This is a genomic window from Xanthomonas sp. MLO165, assembly GCF_018831305.1.
Classification (GTDB): domain Bacteria; phylum Pseudomonadota; class Gammaproteobacteria; order Xanthomonadales; family Xanthomonadaceae; genus Xanthomonas; species Xanthomonas arboricola.
The window spans coordinates 2,216,045-2,235,132 of sequence record NZ_CP029263.1; the positions used below are offsets into that span (position 1 = coordinate 2,216,045).

Consider the following 19,088-nt stretch of genomic DNA (forward strand, 5'->3'; position numbering starts at 1 on the left):
CCGAGGCCAAAAAAGCATAAGGACGACCCCGAGAACGTCCTAGGTGTACTGTTGACGTAAGCTAGAAGATGCTGTTTGGACCGAGATGGGGTCAGGTGCACTTATCAGGCGGCGGCGCTCGGCTTGCTTGGCCCTTATGGAACTGCGCCAGCGGCGCACGTAGCCGCGCGAGACTTGCCAGCGTGTATTGACACGCCAGACCGCGTACTTGCAATCTAGGCCCAAGGAGCGTCGAAACTCCTCACGTAGCGGTACCCACCTCCGTCAAACCGGTGGGTTTTTTGTGCCTGCATCCTGCAGGTACAAGCCGACGCAATGCCTGCGTCGGGAGGGCGGCTAATACAACACCCGCAAGGGGAATATGCCCGCCGGCTACGTGCGGTTTCGAACCTCCCGACATCCCGTCGCCGTTGGCGGCGGTTCTTGGGTTGTTCCAGGAGGGCATTGCCATGTCTACCGCACTATCCATGCCGGCATCTGTGCCGGTTGATCTGTTGCCAGCCTCTGCTCACCGCCTGCGGTGGGATCTGGACGATGTGCTGCGCCGGCTCGTCGCATGCGCAGCTATTGAGCAGGCGAGAGACCATACCGCGCATCCGCTGAGTCGCCAGCTCGGTGTGTCGCCGCACACCTCGCGCCGCCTGTTGGCACGCAGAGCTGTGCCATTGCAGCAGTACGTCGCTGCAACCATCGCCCGCTATCACCCGGAGGCGCCATGACACGCCGCCGCCCACCCACGGCATCTGCCAGCGCACGGCCCACCCGCACGCGTGCGCGCCCAACGCCGCCCAAGCGGGTGCAGTGGGTTGTTGTGGAGCCCGACCGCACCAAGCTGCCACCGATGCTGCCGCCCGACCCGGACGCCTCGCCGCAAGGCCCCGGCACGCTACGCGCACCCCGCCGCGCCCGCCGCCCGCGCCAATGCACCGTCAGCTACACCCATTACCCCGGCGCCCACGACCACGCCGGCGACCAGCACGTGCCCCACGTCCGCCTCAGCGGCCTATGGCTGGAACAACTGGGCTTTGCCATCGGCACCAAGCTGCGCATCACCGCCAGCGAAGGGCAGCTGCTGATGGAGGTGTTGCCGCCGGTGGAGGTGCCGGCCAAGGCGCGCAGCGTGCGGCGATGATGCTGCGTCTGCCAGACGCCTTCCGATTGACCTCGGTGCCGGATGCCACTAGCGTCGCAGCCACACCAGCGCACAACGGGAAATAACGGTTCCAGGTTCACTTCCACGGCAGCCTGGCCGTCGCTAAACCATCGCGCCCATGCTTGCGCGCGTAGCGACATAGATCAGCAGCGATGCTGGTAGTGAAACGACAACGGCCGCAGTACGCGGCCGTTGTCATTAGATCAGGCAACCAGGATCGTCTTGACGATTCCCGATTCCCGATTCCCGATTCCCGATTCCCGATTCCCGAATCCCGAATCCCGAATCCCGAATCCCGAATCCCCAACCTCAATGATCGCTGGAACGCAGCCCATCCACATCCAGGATCAGCGCCATGCGGCCGTCGCCGATCAGGGTGGCGCCGGCGTAGCCGGGCAGGCCGCGCAGGGCGCGGGGCAGGGGCTTGATCACCACTTCCTCGCGGCCGCGCACCTGGTCCACCACCAGGCCGAAGCGGGTTTCGCCGGCCTGCAGCAGCACCACGGTCAGCAGCGGCGGTTGTTCGGCGGGCACGCCCAGCCAGCGGCGCAGGTCGATCAGCGGCAGCGTATGCGAGCGGCGGTCCAGCACGGCGCGGCCGTCGAACCAGCCCAACGAGGTCTGCGGGGCGTGCAGCACCTCGACCACGCGCGCCAGCGGCAAGGCATACACCGCTTCGCCAGCCTGCACCAGCAGGGTCGGCAGGATCGCCAGGGTCAGCGGCACGCGGATCATGAAGCGGCTGCCGCGGCCCAGTTCGGACTGGATCTGGATCTGTCCGCTGAGTTCGCGGATGCGCGATTGCACCACGTCCATGCCCACGCCGCGGCCGGAGATGTCGGTGACCTCGGCCTTGGTCGAAAAGCCCGGCATGAAGATCAGATGCAGGCACTCGTCGGTGCTCAGGCGGGCGGCGGCTTCGGCATCGATCAGGCCCTTGTTGCGGGCGATTTCGCGCAGGCGTTCCGGGTCGATGCCGGCGCCGTCGTCCTGGATCTCGATGCTGACGTAGTCGCCTTCCTGCTGCGCGGACAGGCGCACATGGCCGCTGCGCGGCTTGCCGGTGGCTTCGCGCAGGGCCGGCGATTCGATGCCGTGGTCGATCGCGTTGCGCACCAGGTGCACCAGCGGGTCGGCCAGAGCCTCGACCAGGTTGCGGTCCAGTTCCGTCTCGGCGCCGATCAGTTCCAGTTCCACTTCCTTGGACAGCGTGCGCGCGACATCGCGGGCCACCTTGGGGAAGCGCGCGAACACCTTGCTCACCGGTTGCATGCGGGTGCGCATCACCGCGGTCTGCAGACGCGCGGTGGCGATGTCCAGCGTGCTGACCGCGCGGTCGAGTTCTTCGTCGCGCAGGCGGGTGCGCAGGGTCTTGAGACGGTTGCGCGACAGCACCAGTTCGCCGATCAGGTTGACGATGGCGTCCAGGCGCTTGGTGTCCACGCGCACGGTCTGCTCGGCGTCGGCGGCCTTGGCCGCCGCCTTGGGCGCGGCCTTGGCGCCCGGCGCAGCAGCGCCGTGTGCGTCATCGTGTGCAGGTGCAGCGGCAGCGGCCTTGGGCGCGGCCTTGACCGCCGGCGGGCCGCTCTTGGCATCGAACTGCGCAATCAGCGAGGCCGGTGCATGCGGCACGGTTTCGCCCGAGCCCATCGCATCCAGCATGGCCTGCAGATAATCCAGCGACTGCTGCGCGGCATCGAAGTGATGCGCCTGCAACACCGCCTGGCCGGAGCGCGCCATGCCCAGGGTTTCCTCGGCGGCGTGGCAGAGCTCGACCATCGGCTTGATCGCCAGGAAGCCGGCGCCGCCCTTGAGCGTGTGGAAGCCGCGGAATACCGCGTTGAGCTGGTCGGCTTCGTCCGGTGCCTGTTCCAGCGACACCAGCTGTTCGCCGAGGCGATCCAGGATCTCCTGGGCCTCGACAATGAAATCGGCAGCAATATCGTCTGGAACAGCACTCATGGTTACAGCCCCAATCCGGACAGCAGGTCGTCGGCGTCGTCCTGCGACACCGCGTGACGGTCCAGGCCCTTGACTGCAGGACCGGCAAGACCGCCGTCGTCTTTCTTCGGCTCGGGATTCTTCGGCGGCAGGCCGAGCGCACCGAAGCCCTCGTGCACGCGCCGCACGATCCCGGCCACGCGACGGATGATCTGGCCGCTCAGGTCCTGGTAGCTCTGCGCCAGCGACAGCTCGGTCAGGTTATGGCGCATCTTGTCCATCAGTGCGCCCTGGTCCTGGTTCAGGCCACCGTCGCGCAGCTGGTTGGCCAGCTCGCGGCATTCCTCGACCAGATCCAGCGTGCGATGGCTGGCCTTCTCGGTCATTTCCACCACGTGGTCCAGGCGCGAGCAGGCATCGTCCAGTTCGCCGGCTTCCTCGGGCACGGTGGGCAGCTCGCCCAGCGCCTGCCCGAGTTCGCGCGCGAGCCGGCTGAGGCTCTGCATCATCGGGCGCGTGCGCAGCGCGGCGAGGTGGTCCACCTCGCGCCGCCAGGCGACCTGGTCACCGCTTTCCAGTGCATCGAGCGCGTGCTGCAGGCGCTCGATCAGGGCGGCACGTTCGGCATCGGCTTCCACGGTGGCGTTCATCAGGCGGTCGCCGCCAGACGTTCGAACACCTTGCCCAGCTTCTCTTCCAGCGTCTGTGCGGTGAACGGCTTGATGATGTAGCCGTTCACGCCGCACTGGGCCGCTTCGATGATCTGCTCGCGCTTGGCTTCGGCGGTCACCATCATCACCGGCAGGTGCTTGAGCTTGGCGTCGGCGCGGATGTTGCGCAGCAGGTCGATGCCGGTCATGCCGGGCATGTTCCAGTCGGTGACCACGAAATCGAACGGGCCGGCCCGCAACGCCGCCAATGCGCTGTTGCCGTCTTCGGCCTCTGCGGTATTGGTGAAGCCCAGATCGCCCAACAGATTCTTGACGATACGTCGCATCGTCGAGAAGTCGTCCACGATCAAAATCCGCATGTTCTTGTTCACATCAAGCTCCTAACACTAAAAAATGCGCGAAAAAATCATTCGTCAATTTCGACACCGGCATCGGCCAGTTCGAAGACCTTGAGGCGGCCGCGCAGACGCACCACCGCCTGGCCATGGATCTGGCAGACGCGCGATTCGCTGACACCGAGCACGGCGCCGATTTCTTTCAGGTTCAATTCCTGTTCGTAGTACAGCGACAGCACCAGCTGCTCGCGCTCGGGCAACTGGCCGATGGCCTTGCCCAGCTCGCGGCCGAATTCGCCACGCTCCATCATCTGCTGCGGATTGGGGCCGCCCTTGGCGGTGGTGTCCAGCTCGCCGTGATCCTCGATCCGCGACTCCAGGCTCAGCACCTGGCCGCGGGCGGCATCTTCCATCAGACGCAGGTAGTCGGGCAGCGGCATCTCCATCGCGGCGGCCACTTCGGTGGCGGCAGCGGCGCGGCCGGTGTGCTGTTCGATCTTGCGCACGGCGGCGGCAGCGTCGCGTGCGCGGCGGTGCACCGAGCGCGGCACCCAGTCGCCACGCCGGATTTCGTCGATCATCGAGCCGCGGATGCGGATCGACGCATAGGTCTCGAACGAGGCGCCCTGTTCGGAGTCGTAACTGCGCGAGGCTTCGATCAGGCCGATCATGCCGGCCTGGATCAGATCGTCCACTTCCACGCTCGCCGGCAGGCGCGCGGCCAGATGGTGGGCGATGCGGCGCACCAGGTCGGCGTGCTGGGTGACGATGTCGTTGGCGTTGTTGCGCTGCACGGCGCGGTACTGCGCGCTGGCCGTGGTTGCGGTAGCGGTGCTCATGCGGCCACTCCCCGTTGGATGATGCGTTCGACGAAGAACTCGACATTGCCGCGCGGCACGGTGGGGGCCTGCCAGCGCGAGGTACGGCGAGCGATTTCTGCAATGGCCTGCGCCGACGGACTGGCGGGGTAGGCCTTGATGACCGGCTGCTGGCGCTGCACCGACAGGCGCAACCAGTCGTCCTGCGGCACGTGGCCGAGGTAGTTCAGCGACACGTCGCCGAGGAACTTTTCGCAGACCCGCGACAGCTTGTCGTACAGCAGGCGGCCTTCGTTGGGGTCGCGCACCATGTTGGCGATGATCTGCAGGCGGTCCACGCCGCGTTCGCGCGAGAGCACCTTGATCAGCGCGTAGGCGTCGGTGATCGAGGCCGGCTCGTCGCAGACCACCACCACGGTGTCCTGGGCGGCCTGGCAGAAGGTCAGCACGCTGTCGGTGATGCCGGCGGCGGTGTCGATGACCATCACGTCCAGGTCGCGTTCCAGCTCGGAGAACACGTTGACCAGGCCGATGTGCTGGGCCGGGGCCAGTTCGGCCATGTGGCGGCGACCGGAGGCGGCCGGGACCACCAGCACGCCGCCGGGGCCTTCGATGATCACTTCATCCAGCGTGCAGCGGCCGGCGATCAGGTCGGCCAGGGTGTACTTGGGCGACAGGCCCAGCACCACGTCCAGGTTGGCCAGGCCCAGGTCGGCATCCAGCAGCAGGGTGCGCTTGCCCATGTCGGCCAGCGCTACGGCCAGGTTGGCGGAGATGTTGGTTTTACCCACGCCGCCCTTGCCACCGGTCACGGCAATGGTGCGCACCGGGCCCAGGGGCTCGGGACGGGTCGCCGACAGGGGGAAGGCGTTGGTCAGCTTGGCGTATTCACGCGACTGCATGGTTGTGCTCCGGAGTACAGGGCTTATCGGCAGCGCGCCGCAAATCTTCAAGGCGAAGAACGAGACTGGCGGCATTGGCGCGGTGCAGGTCGTCGGGGACCCGCTGTCCGTCAGTCACCCAGGTGATGGGCATTTGGTGATCGACGACGACCGACAGCGCACTACCGAAGCGGCCGGTCTCGTCAAGTTTGGTCAGCACCACGCCCTGGGGCTTGGCGTGGGCGAAGCGGCGCACGACCTCGTCGAGGTCGGAAAAGTGCGCGTTGGCAGGCAGCACCAGCAGCGAGGTGACCTGGTGCGCGGCGCGCAGCCAGTTCAGCTGGGCGGCCAGGGCGCGGTCGCGCTGGCCCATGCCGGCGGTGTCGATCAGCACCAGCTTGTAGTCGCGCAGGCGCTCGAGCAGTTCCAGCAGGCTCTCGGCGCTGTCGGCCTCGTGCACGGCGATGCCGAGCTGACGGCCGTAGCTGTGCAGCTGCTCGCGGCCGCCGACGCGCTGGGTGTCGGTGGTGACCAGGGCCACGTCGCGCGGGGCGTGCTGGGCGGCGAAGCGCTGGGCGAGCTTGGCGATGGTGGTGGTCTTGCCGGCGCCGGTCGGGCCGACCAGGGCGATCACGCCGCCGCGTTCCAGCGGGTCGACCGGGGCCACCGGCAGGCGCTTGGACAGCAGCCCCAGCATCAGCCCGCGGCCGCGGTGCAATTCGGTATCGGCCGGAATCTGCAGTGCCACGTCGCGGATCAGGCCGGCGTCGAAGCCGTAGTCGTCCATCAGCTCCAGGGCCTGCGCGCGCACCGGCGAGCCACGCAGGCGCTCGTCGGTGAGGCGGTTCATTTCGCGCTCGATCATCTGCCGCATCAGCGCCAGCTCGCCACGCAACTGCTTGAGTTCTTCGTCGTTCTGCGGCGCCGGGGCGGCGGCGACCGGCACCGCGGCCAGCGCCGGCGGGGCAACCACCAGCGGCGGCAATGCGGCCGGCGGCAGGATCTGCGGCAGCGCGTCCAGGTCGAAGTCGGTGTCGTCGTCCAGCGCGTCCTCGTCCTGGTCGTAGCCGGCCTGCGCAGGCGCAGCGGCGGCGGCCATGATCGGGGTCGGCGCCTGCACCGGGGCAGCCTGCACGGCGGCGCGCTGCACCGGCGCGGTGGTCAGGAAATCGGCGAACAGCTGTTCCGGCACGGCCGACAGCGCGTGTTCCTGGCGCGGCGCGGCGGTCACCGCAACAGCGTGGGCCAGGGCCTGGGCGGCGGGCGAGGGGACGGCGGCGCTACGCACCGGTGCGGGCACCTGCGGCTGACGCGGCACGTTGACCGGCTGGCGCAGCGCCATCGCGGCGATCATGTCCTCGGCGGCACTGGCAACGCGCTGGCGCTGGCTCGTGCCGGCATCGGCGGCCGGCTTCAGCGGTGCGTGGACCGGTGCGGCGGCTGCTTGCGGGGCCGGTGCCTGCGGGGCAGCTGCCGACGGGATCGGCGCGGCGGCAACGGCCGGCGCCTCGGAGCGCGCGGTTTCCAGGGCGCGCTGCACGAGTTCTTCGTCGTAGTTGCTGGCAGCGACGATCTCGATGCCTTCGGCGGTGCGGCGATTGGACAGGATCACTGCGTCCGGGCCGTGTTCTTCACGCACCATGCGGAATGCGGTGCGCATGTCCGGGGCAACGAAGCGTTTGATTTTCATGCGAAGTGCCTCCAGGAACGGGACCCGCCGGACGCCGGACGGGTGCGCGATGAATGTGGGTGTGTTGCCAGCGTCATGAGTTGCCTGTCCCGTTCGGTTGTTCCAAGTGCTGCTCTCGCCCCGCAGCGGTGGCGCTGGCTGCGGTCTCGGCAGAGCTAATGCACGCGGCGTGCCAAAACGGGGTGCCGGGGTTCCGGCGCGGGGAGCTGGTGCGTTAGGACCAGGCGGGAGTTGTGTGTCCGGCTGGGTCCGACGGCTTCAAGTCAATGGATTGATTGACTTTTTTCCAGGGCGGCTGTGCGCTGGTGGCGTCGTGCGGGCGGATGCGTTTGCGGGCGGAAGGCCAAGCTTGGAGCACTTGGACCGTCTGGAAACGGCCAGCGCCGTGCAATCGATTGGAGATCCGGACCAGTGGCGGCTTTCCGACGCCGGGTGCTGGTCGGCGTGGTGGGTAGGTTCGTAGGAGCGCACCTGGGCGCGACGGGCCGTGCCGGTAACGCCTGTCGCGCCCGGGTGCGCTCCTACCGTGGTGTCGGCGTCTGAGATGTGTTGTCGGATTGCCCGGCCTGTCGTAGGAGCGCGCCCGGGCGCGACGGGCCGTGCCGGTAACACCTGTCGCGCCCAGGTGTGCTCCTACGGTGGTGTCGGCGTCCGCGATGTGTTCCCGGGTTGCCCGGCCTATCGTAGGAGCGCACCTGGGCGCGACGGGCCGTGCCGGTAACGCCTGTCGCGCCCAGGTGCGCTCCTACCGTGGTGTCAGCGTCCGCGGTGCGTTCCCGGGTTGCCTGGCCTATCGTAGGAGCGCACCTGGGCGCGACGGGCTGTGCCGGTAAAACCTGTCGCGCCCGGGTGCGCTCCTACCGTGGTGTCGGCGTCTGCGGTGTGTTCCCGGGTTGCCTGGCCTGTCGTAGGAGCGCACCCGGGCGCGACGGGGTGTGCCGGTAACGCCTGTCGCGCCCGGGTGCGCCCCCACAGGGTGCGTTGGCCGGTGGGCGGTCTCAGCTGATCGTGCCGACCAGCTTCAGGCGCTTGTCTTCGGGCACTTCGCTGTAGGCCAGCACCGACAGGGACGGGACGCTGTGGCGGACCAGGCGGGCCAGGGCGGCGCGGACCTGGCCGGGCACCAGCACCACTGCCGGTTCGTTGCGCGCTTCCTGCTTGCCGACGCAGTCGGCCAGGCTCTGGTGCAGGCGTTCGGCCAGGCCGGGCTCCAGCGCCACGCCGTTGCCGTGGGTGGATTCCTGCAGCACGCGCTCCAGCTGCGGGGCCAGCGTGTAGACCGGCAGCTCGGCCGACATGCCGGCGATTTCCTGCACGATGAAGCGGCCCAGCGAGGTGCGTACCGCGGCGGTGAGGGTGGTCGGGTCCTGGCTGTGCGGGGCGTGTTCGACCAGCGCTTCGACGATCTTGCGCAGCTGGCGCACCGGGATGCGCTCGATCAGCAGGTTCTGCAGCACGCGCACCACCACCGACAGCGGCAGCGCCTTCGGGGTGAGGTCTTCGACCATCTTCGGCGCGGTCTTGGCCAGGGTCGCCAGCAGCTGCTGCACTTCTTCGTGGCCGAGCAGTTCCGGGGCGTGTTCGCGGATCAGGTGCGACAGATGGGTGGCGACCACGGTGGCCGGGTCGACCACCGTATAGCCCATCGATTCGGCATAGGCGCGTTGGTGCGGCTGGATCCAGGTGGCGTCCAGGCCGAACGCCGGGTCCTTGCCGGGGATGCCGTCGAGCTGGCCGAGTGCACCGCCCGGGTCCAGCGCCAGTTCGCGATCGGGATAGATTTCCGCGGTGGCCACGGGCACTCCGTGCACCAGCAAGCGGTAGGCATTGGCCGACAGTTCCAGGTTGTCGCGGATATGCACCGGCGGCACCAGGAAGCCGATGTCCTGGGTGAGCTTGCGGCGCACGCCCTTGATGCGCGCCATCAGTTCGCCACCCTGGTTCTTGTCCACCAGCGGAATCAGCCGGTAGCCCACTTCCAGGCCCAGCGGGTCGATCGGGCGCAGCTCGTCCCAGCTCAGCTCCGAGCTGGCCTGGGCGGCAGTGGCCGCGGCGGCGGCCTTGGGATCGGTGGCGGGGTCGCCGGTCGGCGGGATGACCAGGCTGCGCTTGTACATTTTCCAGGCGATCACGCCCAGGATCAGGCCCAGCGTCAAAAACGCGACGTTGGGCATGCCCGGCACCAGGCCGACCAGGCCCAGGATGGCCGCGGCCACCGCGAGGGCGCGGTGCTGGCCGAACACCTGGCTGATCATGGCGCCGCGCATGTCCTGCGCGCGCGAGGCGCGGGTCACCAGCAAGGCGACCGAGGACGACACCAGCAGGGCTGGCAGCTGCGCCACCAAACCGTCGCCGATCGACAGCAGGGTGTAGGTGGAGGCGGCATCCACAAAGCTCATGCCGTGCTGGAACATGCCCACCGCCATGCCGCCGACCAGGTTGATGAACAGGATCAGGATGGCGGCGATGGCGTCGCCGCGGATGAACTTGTTGGCACCGTCCATCGCACCGTAGAAGTCGGCTTCCTCGCGGACTTCCTCGCGGCGGGCCTTGGCTTCCTCGCGCGTCAGCAAACCGGCATTGAGGTCGGCGTCGATGGCCATCTGCTTGCCGGGCATGGCGTCCAGGATGAAGCGCGCGGTCACTTCCGACACGCGTCCGGCACCCTTGGTGATGACCACGAAGTTGATGATGGTCAGGATCGCGAACACCACGATACCCACGGCGTAGTTGCCGCCGATCACGAACTGGCCGAACGCCTCGATCACCTTGCCGGCTGCGGCATGGCCGTCCTGGCCGTTGATCAGGATCACGCGGCTGGAGGCGACGTTCAGCGCCAGCCGCAGCATCGTGGTCATCAGCAGCACGATCGGGAAAATGGTGAATTCCAGCGGGCGCTGCACGTAGACGACCGCCAGCAGCACCATCAGCGAGATGGCGATGTTGAAGGTGAACAGCGCATCCAGCACCGGCGCGGCCAGCGGCACCATCAGCATGGCCAGCATGGCCATCAGGGCCAGCGGCGCGCCCAGGCCGTTGCGCAGCAACTCCATGATGCGCCGGGCGTTCATCGGGGCGGGTTGGGCGCTCATACGCTGGCTCCCTTGCCGAACTCATCCACGTCCAGCGACGGCAATTCCGGCATCGGGCCGCCGTTCCAGCCACGCAGCTGGTAGACGTAGGACAGCACCTGGGCCACGACCGAATAGAGTCTCACGGGAATTTCCTTGCCGATTTGCGCTTCTCTATACAAGGCGCGTGCCAAAGGCGGGGCGGTGACGATCGCCACGCGGTGCTGTTCGCAGGCTTCGCGGATGCGGAAGGCCATTTCGTCCACGCCCTTGGCCACCACGATCGGGGCGCGCATCTTGCCGCCTTCGTACTTGAGCGCCACCGCGTAGTGGGTCGGATTCATCAGCACCACGTCGGCCTTGGGCACTGCTTCCATCATCTGGCGCTGCGACATCTGCATCTGCATCTGGCGGATGCGGCCCTTGACCTCCGGGCTGCCCTCGCTTTCCTTCATCTCGCGCTTGATCTCTTCGCGCGTCATCTTCAGCTTCCGTAGCCAGTTCCACTTCTGGTAGGGCGCGTCGATGGCGGCCAGCAGCACCAGCGCGCCGGCGGTGTAGAACAGCAGGCTCTTGGTGAAGTCCAGGCCGTTGCCCACCGCCTGTTCCAGCGGCTGGTTCACCAGCGAGCGCAGGCCGTGCAGGCCCTTGGAGATGCACAGGCTGGCGGCCAGGCCGACGAACAGCAGCCGCAGCACCGACTTGATCAACTCGGCCAGGCTGTTGCTGCCCCACATGCGCTTGATCCCGTTCATCGGGTTGAGCTTGTTGAGGTCGGGCATGATCGCCTTGCCGGAAAAGCGCAGCCCGCTCATCAACAGCGGGCCGGCCAGGCCGGCGGCCAGGCAGATGCCGATCAGCGGCAGCATCACCCACAGCAGCTGCAGCAGCAGGTCGCCGAAATGGCCGAACAGCGCCATCGGGTTTTCACGCATCTTCGGGTCCGGGCTGAGCGCGGTCTTCATCCAGACGCTGGCGCCATCGCCGATGCCGCGGGCCAGGGCCATCAGCGCGAACACGCCGGCACCGAACACCGCGGCGGTGGACAACTCGCGCGATTGCGGGATGTTGCCCTGCTCGCGGGCTTCGCGCAGGCGTTTTTCGGTGGGAAGCTCTGTGCGTTCGCCGCCGTCTTCGGACTCGGACATGGAGGTGCCGGTGACTGGTCAGCCCTGTGTCATGCAAGTGGCGTTCCAGTCGCTGGGGCCGGGGTTGGGGAGTCGGGGTCGGGGGAGAGCTGGCCGAGAGGGGGCCGGCCTGAAAAAGTGGCTGATCGGGGCAGGCGGCGCTGTGGGGCCGCTGGGTTGGATGCGCCTGGCCTGCGCCCCGGGGCGCGGCTGCTCATGCCACCGAGGATTCGGGCTCTTCCGGTTCGATGCGATTGCGGCCATGCCGCTTGGCGCGGTACAGCGCCTCGTCGGCACGTGCCAGCAGCGTGGCGGCGTTGTCACCGCTCCGGAACCAGGCCACGCCGACCGAACAGGTCACCGGCAGCGGCCGGGCGGCGCCCACCTCGTACGGTGCCAGGCTGAGCTTTTCGTGGATGGCGCGCAGCCGGTGCTGGCTATGCTGCGACATGCCCGGCAGCAGCAACAGCAGTTCCTCGCCACCGTAACGGCCCACCTTGTCCGAGTCGCGCAGGCAGGCGGTCAGGCGAGCGCCGACCTTGGCCAGCACCGCATCGCCGACCAGATGCCCGTGTTCGTCGTTGACCAGTTTGAAGTGGTCCAGATCGATCAGCACCACCGCCAGCGGATGCCCGCCGTGCGCGCAGGCCTGCAGTTCTTCGGCCATGGCTTCGAGCACGCCGGAGCGGTTGAGCAGGCCGGTCAGGGCATCGTGGCTGGCCTTCAGGGCCAGCGCCGCACGCGCGCTTTCCAGATCGCGTTTTTCGTGTTCCAGCTGATAGGTGCGCTCGGCCACCAGTTCGGCCAGCATGCGTTCGCGCGCGACCAGATGGCGGTGCCGCCAGCGCCACAGGCCGGCCAGCAGCGCGCTGCCGATCAGCACATACAACACGATCGCCGGCGGGCTGCGCCACCACAGCGGGGCCACCGCAAACGGCAGGTCGGCGATCGGCGAGGCGGTGCGGCGGTAGCGGTCCAGCACCTGCACCTGCAGCCGGAAATGCCCGGAGGGCAGCGGCGCCTGGTCGATCGACAGGTTGTCGCTCTGGATCCATTCGTTGTGCAGGCCGAGCAGGCGGTAACGCACGGTCAGGCGGCTCGGGTCGTCGTACACCTCCATCGTGGACAGCTCGATATGCAGCGGCTGGTCGCTCCAGCCCAGCAACTGGCCGCGCTGCACCGGCACGCCGCCACGGCTGACGCTGTCGATGCGCACGCTGGGCTGGCGCGCATCGAACAGCCGCGCCGGGTCCAGCAGATGGCTCACCCCGCGCGAGGTACCGATCCAGATCGACCCATCCGGATCCTCGGCGAAGGCGGCTTCGGAGATGTCGTCCCACAGCAGGCCCTGCGATTGCGACAGATGCGCCCAACGCTCGCCGTCGTAGACCTCCACGCCGCGCGCATGGCCCACCCAGACCCGGCCGAGGCTGTCGCCGCGCATCAGGTAGACGCCGACATCGCGCAGCGCCTCGTCGCTGATCGCCTGCAGATCCAGCCGCTCGCCCAGCAACATGCCGTGCCAGAGACCGGGCCGATAGAACGCCAGCCACACCTCGCCGCTGTCGCTGATGTGGAACTTGCTGATCCACGGGTCCGAGGCGCCGCCATTGACCAGCACCTCGACCCTGGACCAGCGTGCGCCCTGCAGCCGGAACAAGCCGTTGGCGGTGGACACCCACAACGTGCCGTTGGCGGTCTGCTGGATGTCGGTATAGGCGATCGTGGGCATCTCCGGAACAGCTTCCATCGTGCCGCCCTCCAGCGGATGCCGGATCACGAACAGGCCGCCCGCGCTGAGCATCCACATCCGCCCCTGCCGATCGATCAGCAGGCGGCGTGCGGTGCGCGGCAGTTTGGCGATCTGCGCGCTGCGGCCATCGGGCCAGGTGCGGCGCAGTGAACCGGCCGAATTGAGCGTCCACAGGCTGCCATCGGCGCTGCGTTGCATGCCCACGATCTGGATCCCGGAGGCCTGCAGGGCCGGGACGAACCGGCCGCCCGGATCGACCTGGCGGCCGGTGCCGTGTTCGTTGCCGACCAGCAGCGCGCCCTGCGCGTCGCGGGCGATCGACCAGGTGGGCGCGGCCGGCATGCCCTGCGAGGCGTCCCAGTTCTCGATCCATTCGTAGCCGGCCCAGCGCACCAGGCCTTCGCCATCGACGGTCATCCAGACATCGCCATCGCGGTCCACCAGGATCGCATCGCTGCTGCCGGGCGGCAGCCCGTTGTCGGCGCCGAAACTGCGCCAGCGGCCGTTCTCCCAGCGCGCCAGCCCGTCGTTGCGACGTACCAGCACGCGTCCTTCGCGGTCCAGCACCAACGGCGCCTGTCGCCCGATGGTTCTGCCATCGAGCAAGGGCAGCGGCCGCACGCTGAATTTGCTGGCGCCCGGCGCGCGATAGAGCAGGTTGCCGGTGCCGCGGACCCACAGTGCGCCGTCGTGATCACGCAATACGCTGTACCAGCGATCTTCCGGCACGCCTTGGTCCGGCCCGTACACCTGCACCTTGCGCTGCGCATCGATGGCGCACAGCCGCTTGGCGCAGCCGGCCCACAAGGTGTCGCCGTCCACCGACAGGCTCAGCACCTTGGACAGCTCGGGCACGCGCACCCGGGTGGCGGTATCCAGCAGCGGCTCGCTGTGCCAGTGGCCGTTGCCGCGTGCGCTCAATCGTTCCAGCGTGCCGCCATTGGCCAGCACCGTGCCCCAGGAGGGACTGGCCAGCAGCATGTCTTCCTGCAGGTGTTCGGCCTCGTCGGGGGCCAGTTTGCGGAAGCCGTGCTCGTCGCCGACGAACAGGGCCTGGAAGCCGGCCACCCACAGCCGCCCGTCGGCGGCTTCGGCCATCGAGGTGATCGGTTCGTTGCGCAGGCCATCCAGCATCACCTGCTGGAAGCTGCGCCCGTTGTAGCGATACAGGCCGCTTTCGGTACACACCCACAGCAGCGTGGCGCGGGTCTGCAGCAGGCAGGTGCCGGCCAGCCCGAGCAAGCCCTGGTCGTGGGCGTAGCGACGAATGCTCGCGCTCTGCGCGCCGGCCAGATCGGCTAGCGACAGCAAGACCAGCAGCAGCACCGCCAAAAACGGTGCACGCCGGCCTGACGACCTGCATTGACGGTACTCAACCCCCACGAGCGTTGCACTCTCCCACGCATCGGCGCGTGTGGTCCGCGCCCCTCGCGCGGGTGTCTCACGCTTGCCATGGGCGGCCCCCATAGCAGGCCGCAGTAAACCGACTAGCGGCTGTTCACGCGTGTTTCTTTAATGCTTAAGCAGGCATGGCGGCGTGAGTGCGCAGCGCGCACGGCCCTTGCCGGGCGCGTGTTGTTCCCTGGGCCGGACCCTGTCGCTGCAGGCGCGATCACGCCGATGGCTTGATGCCGGTCGCGCAACGGCTGCATGGCTGCCCGCACGCGGGTGTCGCAGCGGATACGTCTTTCCCGGCGAGGCGTCCGTGGGAGGCTACGTGCCCGGCCGGTTGGCAGATCGCAGCAATGGCGCTGTCCTTCGGCCTGCGTCCAGACGCGGGTTCAGCCGCTGGACGCGGCGTCGTAGCGCACATGGTCGTAATCGATGCGGTTGCGTCCATTGCGCTTGGCGCGATAGAGCGCGGCGTCGGCACGCGCCAGCAGCTGTTCCAGGGTTTCGCCCGGCTGGAACCAGGCCACCCCGACCGAGCAGGTCACCGGCAGCACGCCACCATCGATCGGGTAGTTGCCGCAGATCCCGCGATGCAACGCCTGCAGGCGATGGGTGGACTGGGCACTGAGCCCCGGCAGCAGCGCCAGCAATTCCTCGCCGCCGTAGCGACCGATGCGGTCGTCGCCGCGCACCAGCGTATCCAGGCGCCGGCCGACTTCGGCCAGCACCGCGTCCCCGGCCAGGTGGCCGTGCTGATCGTTGACCAGCTTGAAGTGGTCCAGGTCGATCAACACCACCGCCAGCGGCCGCGCGCTGGTGTCGGCACGCGCCAGCATGCCGCGCAGCGCGTGCAGGATGCCGGCGCGATTGAGCAGCCCGGTCAGCTCGTCGTGGGTGGCCTTGAGCGCGAGCTCGGCGCGTGCCGCCTCCAGCTCGCGCTTGTCCTGTTCCAGCTCGGCAGTGCGCTCGGCCACCAGTTGCTCCAGTTCGCGTTTGCGCCGCAGCAGCTTGCGCGTGCGCCAGCGCAGCAGCGCGATCACTGCGGCAATGCCCAGCAGCACGTAGCCAGCCACTGCCGGCACGCCGCGCCACCACGGCGGGCGCAGCACGAAACGCAGCCGCGCGACCGGGCTGGCGCTGCGCTGGTAGGCATCCAGCGCCTGGACTTCCAGCGTGTAGGTGCCGGGCGGCAACAGCGGGTAGGTGAGGTGACTGAGCGAGGTCTGGGTCCAGCGTGCTTGGTGGCCCTCCACCCGGTAGCGGAAGCTGATGCGGTCCGGGCCGCCTTCGGCGCCGGGCGCGCTGATGTCCACATCCAGCGGCACCTGCGACCAGTCGACCTGCGCCCCCGGCGTGATCGCCTGGTTGCCACGCCGCACGCGCAGGATGTCCACGCGCAACGGCGGTGCGGCGAACACGCGCAACGGATCGATCAGATGGGTGGCACCGCGGCTGCTGCCGAGCCAGATGCTGCCATCCCCGTCCTCGAAGAACGCATTGGCCGACATGTCATCCCACAACAGGCCCTCGGTGCGCGTGGCCCGCGACCAATGGCCGTTTTGCAGCATGTCCAGGCCCTGGCTGCTGCCCAGCCACAGCCGGCCCTCGCGGTCGTGGCGCAGGATGAACGGCATCACCCGCGCCACCAGCGGATCGTCCACCGCGCGCAGCGCCAGCACGCCATCGGCCTGCAGGCGGCCATGCCACAGCCCGGTATCGCGCAGCGAGATCCACAGCTCGCCATCGGGAGCAAAATCGATCAGGAAGAAATCCTGGCTGGGCAGCACGCCACGCACCTGCACGCGTTGCCAGGCACCGTCTGCCTGCCGCTTGTACAGCCCCTCGCGGGTGCTGGCCCAGAGCCGGCCCTGGGGGTCGAGATCGACATCGCCCACGAACGCGGCCGGCACGCCCGGATCGCGGATGGCCTGGTATGGCGCGCCCGGCGGCATGCGATACAGGCCGCGCGGGGTGGTGATCCACAAGGTGCCGGCGGCGTCGAACAACAGCTTGTTGATCGGCAGGCCCAGCTGCAGCACGTCGACGGTCCGGCCGCTGCGCGGATCGCGCCGCGCCAATGCGCCGGACGAGCGTGCCACCCAGGCGGCGCCGTCTGTCGGCGAGAGCGCCAGGGAGATCGACTGCAGCAGCGGCTGGCCGTCGTCCAGCGTCCAGGGCTGCATGCGCCCGCTGCGCGGATCCAGCACATTGGAGCCGGCATCGCCGCCGACCAGCAGCTCGCCGCTGGGCAGGCGCTGGATCATCCAGGTCGGCGCTTCCGCCAGGCCCTGGCTCTCGTCCCAGTGTTCGATGTTGCCGTAGCCCAGCCAGCGCTGCACGCCCAGGCCACGGGTACCGATCCATAGCTGGCCGGTGCGCTGCATCAGCAACGGGCCGACCATCGGGCTGATCGGCAGCCCCTGGTCGTGGCCGAAGTAGCGCCAGTGATCGCCTTCCCAGCGCACCAGGCCGCGATCGGAGCGGGTCAGCAGGCGGCCCTGTGCATCTTCGGACAGGGTGGTGGCGGCCGAGAGCGTGTCGAAGCTGGTGCCTGCCGGCGCCGCATGGTTGCGGAATACACGCTCACCAGTCGCGCGCGACAGCACCAGGCCACCGCCGCGCAGCCACAGGGTGTTCTGGTGGTCGCGAAAGATCGCCCGCCACTGCCGCTCCGGCACTCCGTCTGCTTCGCCGAGCAACTCGGTGCGTCCGTTCTCGTCGATCCGGCAGACGTGCGGCCCGCAGCTGCTCCAGAGTGCCGTGCCATCGGCAAGTAACGCCTTGCCGGCCGGCAGAGTGGTGCCATCGGCCAGCTGCAACGGCAGCGGGTGCACCGACCAGCCGCCCGTGTGATCCGGCGACAGGCGCAGCAAGGCGTTCTCGCTGACCACCACCACGCCGCCGGCATAGGCAGCCAGCACATTGCCGCTGTCGGCGCGGATCGGTTTGCCGTCGCGCAGCAGCTGCACGAACGCACCGCCGTCGCGCACGAACACGCCGTTGGCACTGGCAACCCATAACCGTCCTGCGGCATCCAGCGCCAGGGCGCGGATATAGCGCGCATCCAGGCCGCTTTCCTGGCCGACCGGTATGAAACTCTCGCGCTCGAAGCGGTGCAGGGCCAGCTCGGTGCCCACCCAGACCACACCCTGGCGATCTTCGAGCAGGCTGTTGACGGTCATGCCCTGCAGGCCATCGGCCTGGGCGTAGTCGCGGAAGCTGTAGGTCTGCGCCCGCGCGTTGCCGCACGCCAGCAGCACGGCAATCCAAAGACAGCCCCAGGCCCACCAGTGGCCGCGTCGTGACGCAATCGGAGCGAACAGCGCAGACACGTTGGGCATCGGTTCCCGCCGACTTTGGCGTGGGTGAGTGATGGCGATTGGCGGTATCAATCGTCCTGTGGCGTTGACGGCTGACGGGCGAAAAACTTGAGGCAGTTCACACTTATGGATGTGTCCGCTAGGCAGTCAAATCCCTGGCGGCGTCGAAGGCGGTATCGAACATGCGTTGCACGGGCGGCGCGAATTCGCTGGCGAAGCTGGACAGCAGGAACAGCCCCAGCAACACCGTCAGCGGCAAGCCCAGCTGCATCGGATTCAGCGCCGGCGCGGCCTTGGCCAGCGCGCCGAAGGCCAGGTTGACCGCCAGCATCGCCACCATCATCGGCAGTGCCAGGGTGAGCCCGCCGCGCAGGATCTGCAGGAACAGGGTCGGCGCCACCTCGGCGAAGGCGGCGGCATCGGGAAGCGCGGTGCCGATCGGCAGGGCCTTGTAGCTGTCCACCAACAATGCGATCACCGCCAGGTGTCCGTTGGCCGCGAAGAACAGCAAGCCGAACCCGAGATAGAACCACTGCGCGATCACCCCCGAGGTGACTCCGCGCAGCGGGTCGGACATCTGCGCAAACGACAGGCCGGTGGACTGCGACACCAGTTCGCCGGCCATCGCGCCGGCCTCGAAGATCAGCTTGAGCATGAAGCCCATGCTGGCGCCCACCGCCAGCTCGCGGGCGACGCTGAGCACCGCCTGCGCGGTGAAACCGTCCCAATCCGGCACCGGCGGCAGCAGCGGCGCCAGCACCATCGACAATGTCCCGGCCAGCATCACCCGCACCCGTCCCGGCACCGCGCGCGTGCCGATCAACGGCATCGCGGTCAGCAGCGCACCGGTGCGCAGCATGGTCCACATGATCGCCCCGACCATCGCAAACGCGCGCTGGCCGTCGATCACCATCTGGGTGGCAGCATCCATCCGGC

Annotated in this window: 13 protein-coding genes; 2 read left to right on the forward strand and 11 right to left on the reverse strand. The window is 68.4% G+C overall.

Annotated elements, in window-relative coordinates; genetic code table 11:
- The first annotated feature begins 449 nt into the window (after window positions 1-449).
- Together DGN21_RS20160 and DGN21_RS09535 are read left to right on the forward strand one after the other, a co-directional pair.
- Window positions 450-719 carry a hypothetical protein gene (locus DGN21_RS20160; RefSeq protein WP_252374703.1) on the forward strand — a complete coding sequence of 90 codons (270 nt, stop codon included), beginning with the start codon at window positions 450-452 and terminating at the stop codon, window positions 717-719.
- On the forward strand, window positions 716-1,132 hold the full coding sequence (locus DGN21_RS09535; RefSeq protein ID WP_184352823.1) for a SymE family type I addiction module toxin: 417 nt from the start codon (window positions 716-718) through the stop codon (window positions 1,130-1,132). The genes DGN21_RS20160 and DGN21_RS09535 overlap by 4 nt, the downstream gene beginning before the upstream one ends.
- A 330-nt stretch (window positions 1,133-1,462) precedes the next feature.
- Here the strand turns inward: DGN21_RS09535 and DGN21_RS09540 are convergent, their stop codons facing one another.
- From DGN21_RS09540 to fliR, 11 genes are all read right to left on the reverse strand, one after another.
- Window positions 1,463-3,115 (reverse strand): chemotaxis protein CheA, encoded by a 1,653-nt coding sequence (locus tag DGN21_RS09540; protein WP_016904945.1) that lies wholly within the window; start codon window positions 3,113-3,115, stop codon window positions 1,463-1,465.
- Between the two features lie 2 nt (window positions 3,116-3,117).
- Window positions 3,118-3,744, reverse strand: a complete 627-nt coding sequence (locus tag DGN21_RS09545) for a protein phosphatase CheZ (RefSeq protein ID WP_016904946.1) — start codon at window positions 3,742-3,744, stop codon at window positions 3,118-3,120.
- On the reverse strand, window positions 3,744-4,136 hold the full coding sequence (cheY, locus tag DGN21_RS09550; protein WP_002813536.1) for a chemotaxis response regulator CheY: 393 nt from the start codon (window positions 4,134-4,136) through the stop codon (window positions 3,744-3,746). The genes DGN21_RS09545 and cheY overlap by 1 nt, the downstream gene beginning before the upstream one ends.
- Window positions 4,137-4,171: 35 nt before the next feature.
- Window positions 4,172-4,939: an RNA polymerase sigma factor FliA gene (locus DGN21_RS09555; protein ID WP_024937674.1), complete on the reverse strand. Its 768-nt coding sequence runs from the start codon at window positions 4,937-4,939 to the stop codon at window positions 4,172-4,174.
- Window positions 4,936-5,820: a MinD/ParA family protein gene (locus DGN21_RS09560; RefSeq protein ID WP_010374294.1), complete on the reverse strand. Its 885-nt coding sequence runs from the start codon at window positions 5,818-5,820 to the stop codon at window positions 4,936-4,938. Before DGN21_RS09560 ends, DGN21_RS09555 begins: the two co-directional genes overlap by 4 nt.
- Complete coding sequence (gene flhF / locus DGN21_RS09565; RefSeq protein ID WP_184578755.1) at window positions 5,807-7,489, reverse strand: flagellar biosynthesis protein FlhF; 1,683 nt, start codon at window positions 7,487-7,489, stop codon at window positions 5,807-5,809. Before flhF ends, DGN21_RS09560 begins: the two co-directional genes overlap by 14 nt.
- A 998-nt stretch (window positions 7,490-8,487) precedes the next feature.
- The gene (flhA, locus tag DGN21_RS09570; RefSeq protein ID WP_024937671.1) at window positions 8,488-10,560 is read right to left on the reverse strand and encodes a flagellar biosynthesis protein FlhA; all 2,073 of its coding nucleotides are present in this window, start codon (window positions 10,558-10,560) and stop codon (window positions 8,488-8,490) included.
- Window positions 10,561-10,577: 17 nt separating this feature from the next.
- Entirely contained in the window at window positions 10,578-11,708 is a 1,131-nt protein-coding gene (gene flhB, locus DGN21_RS09575) for a flagellar biosynthesis protein FlhB (RefSeq protein ID WP_065032222.1), read from the reverse strand.
- A gap of 193 nt (window positions 11,709-11,901) precedes the next feature.
- Window positions 11,902-14,823: a ligand-binding sensor domain-containing diguanylate cyclase gene (locus DGN21_RS09580; protein ID WP_160955286.1), complete on the reverse strand. Its 2,922-nt coding sequence runs from the start codon at window positions 14,821-14,823 to the stop codon at window positions 11,902-11,904.
- 398 nt (window positions 14,824-15,221) lie between these two features.
- On the reverse strand, window positions 15,222-18,173 hold the full coding sequence (locus DGN21_RS09585) for a diguanylate cyclase (RefSeq protein WP_215825213.1): 2,952 nt from the start codon (window positions 18,171-18,173) through the stop codon (window positions 15,222-15,224).
- A gap of 118 nt (window positions 18,174-18,291) precedes the next feature.
- Window positions 18,292-19,083, reverse strand: a complete 792-nt coding sequence (gene fliR / locus DGN21_RS09590; protein WP_024937668.1) for a flagellar biosynthetic protein FliR — start codon at window positions 19,081-19,083, stop codon at window positions 18,292-18,294.
- Window positions 19,084-19,088: the final 5 nt, after the last annotated feature.

Coding starts and splice junctions, on each gene's coding strand:
- DGN21_RS09545 (WP_016904946.1), bottom strand. CDS start 3,744: ATGAACGCCACCGTGGAAGCCGATGCCGAACGTGCCGCCCTGATCGAG.
- DGN21_RS09560 (WP_010374294.1), bottom strand. CDS start 5,820: ATGCAGTCGCGTGAATACGCCAAGCTGACCAACGCCTTCCCCCTGTCG.
- flhA (WP_024937671.1), bottom strand. CDS start 10,560: ATGAACGCCCGGCGCATCATGGAGTTGCTGCGCAACGGCCTGGGCGCG.
- DGN21_RS20160 (WP_252374703.1), top strand. CDS start 450: ATGTCTACCGCACTATCCATGCCGGCATCTGTGCCGGTTGATCTGTTG.
- DGN21_RS09585 (WP_215825213.1), bottom strand. CDS start 18,173: ATGCCCAACGTGTCTGCGCTGTTCGCTCCGATTGCGTCACGACGCGGC.
- DGN21_RS09535 (WP_184352823.1), top strand. CDS start 716: ATGACACGCCGCCGCCCACCCACGGCATCTGCCAGCGCACGGCCCACC.
- DGN21_RS09555 (WP_024937674.1), bottom strand. CDS start 4,939: ATGAGCACCGCTACCGCAACCACGGCCAGCGCGCAGTACCGCGCCGTG.
- flhB (WP_065032222.1), bottom strand. CDS start 11,708: ATGTCCGAGTCCGAAGACGGCGGCGAACGCACAGAGCTTCCCACCGAA.
- DGN21_RS09540 (WP_016904945.1), bottom strand. CDS start 3,115: ATGAGTGCTGTTCCAGACGATATTGCTGCCGATTTCATTGTCGAGGCC.
- fliR (WP_024937668.1), bottom strand. CDS start 19,083: ATGGATGCTGCCACCCAGATGGTGATCGACGGCCAGCGCGCGTTTGCG.
- flhF (WP_184578755.1), bottom strand. CDS start 7,489: ATGAAAATCAAACGCTTCGTTGCCCCGGACATGCGCACCGCATTCCGC.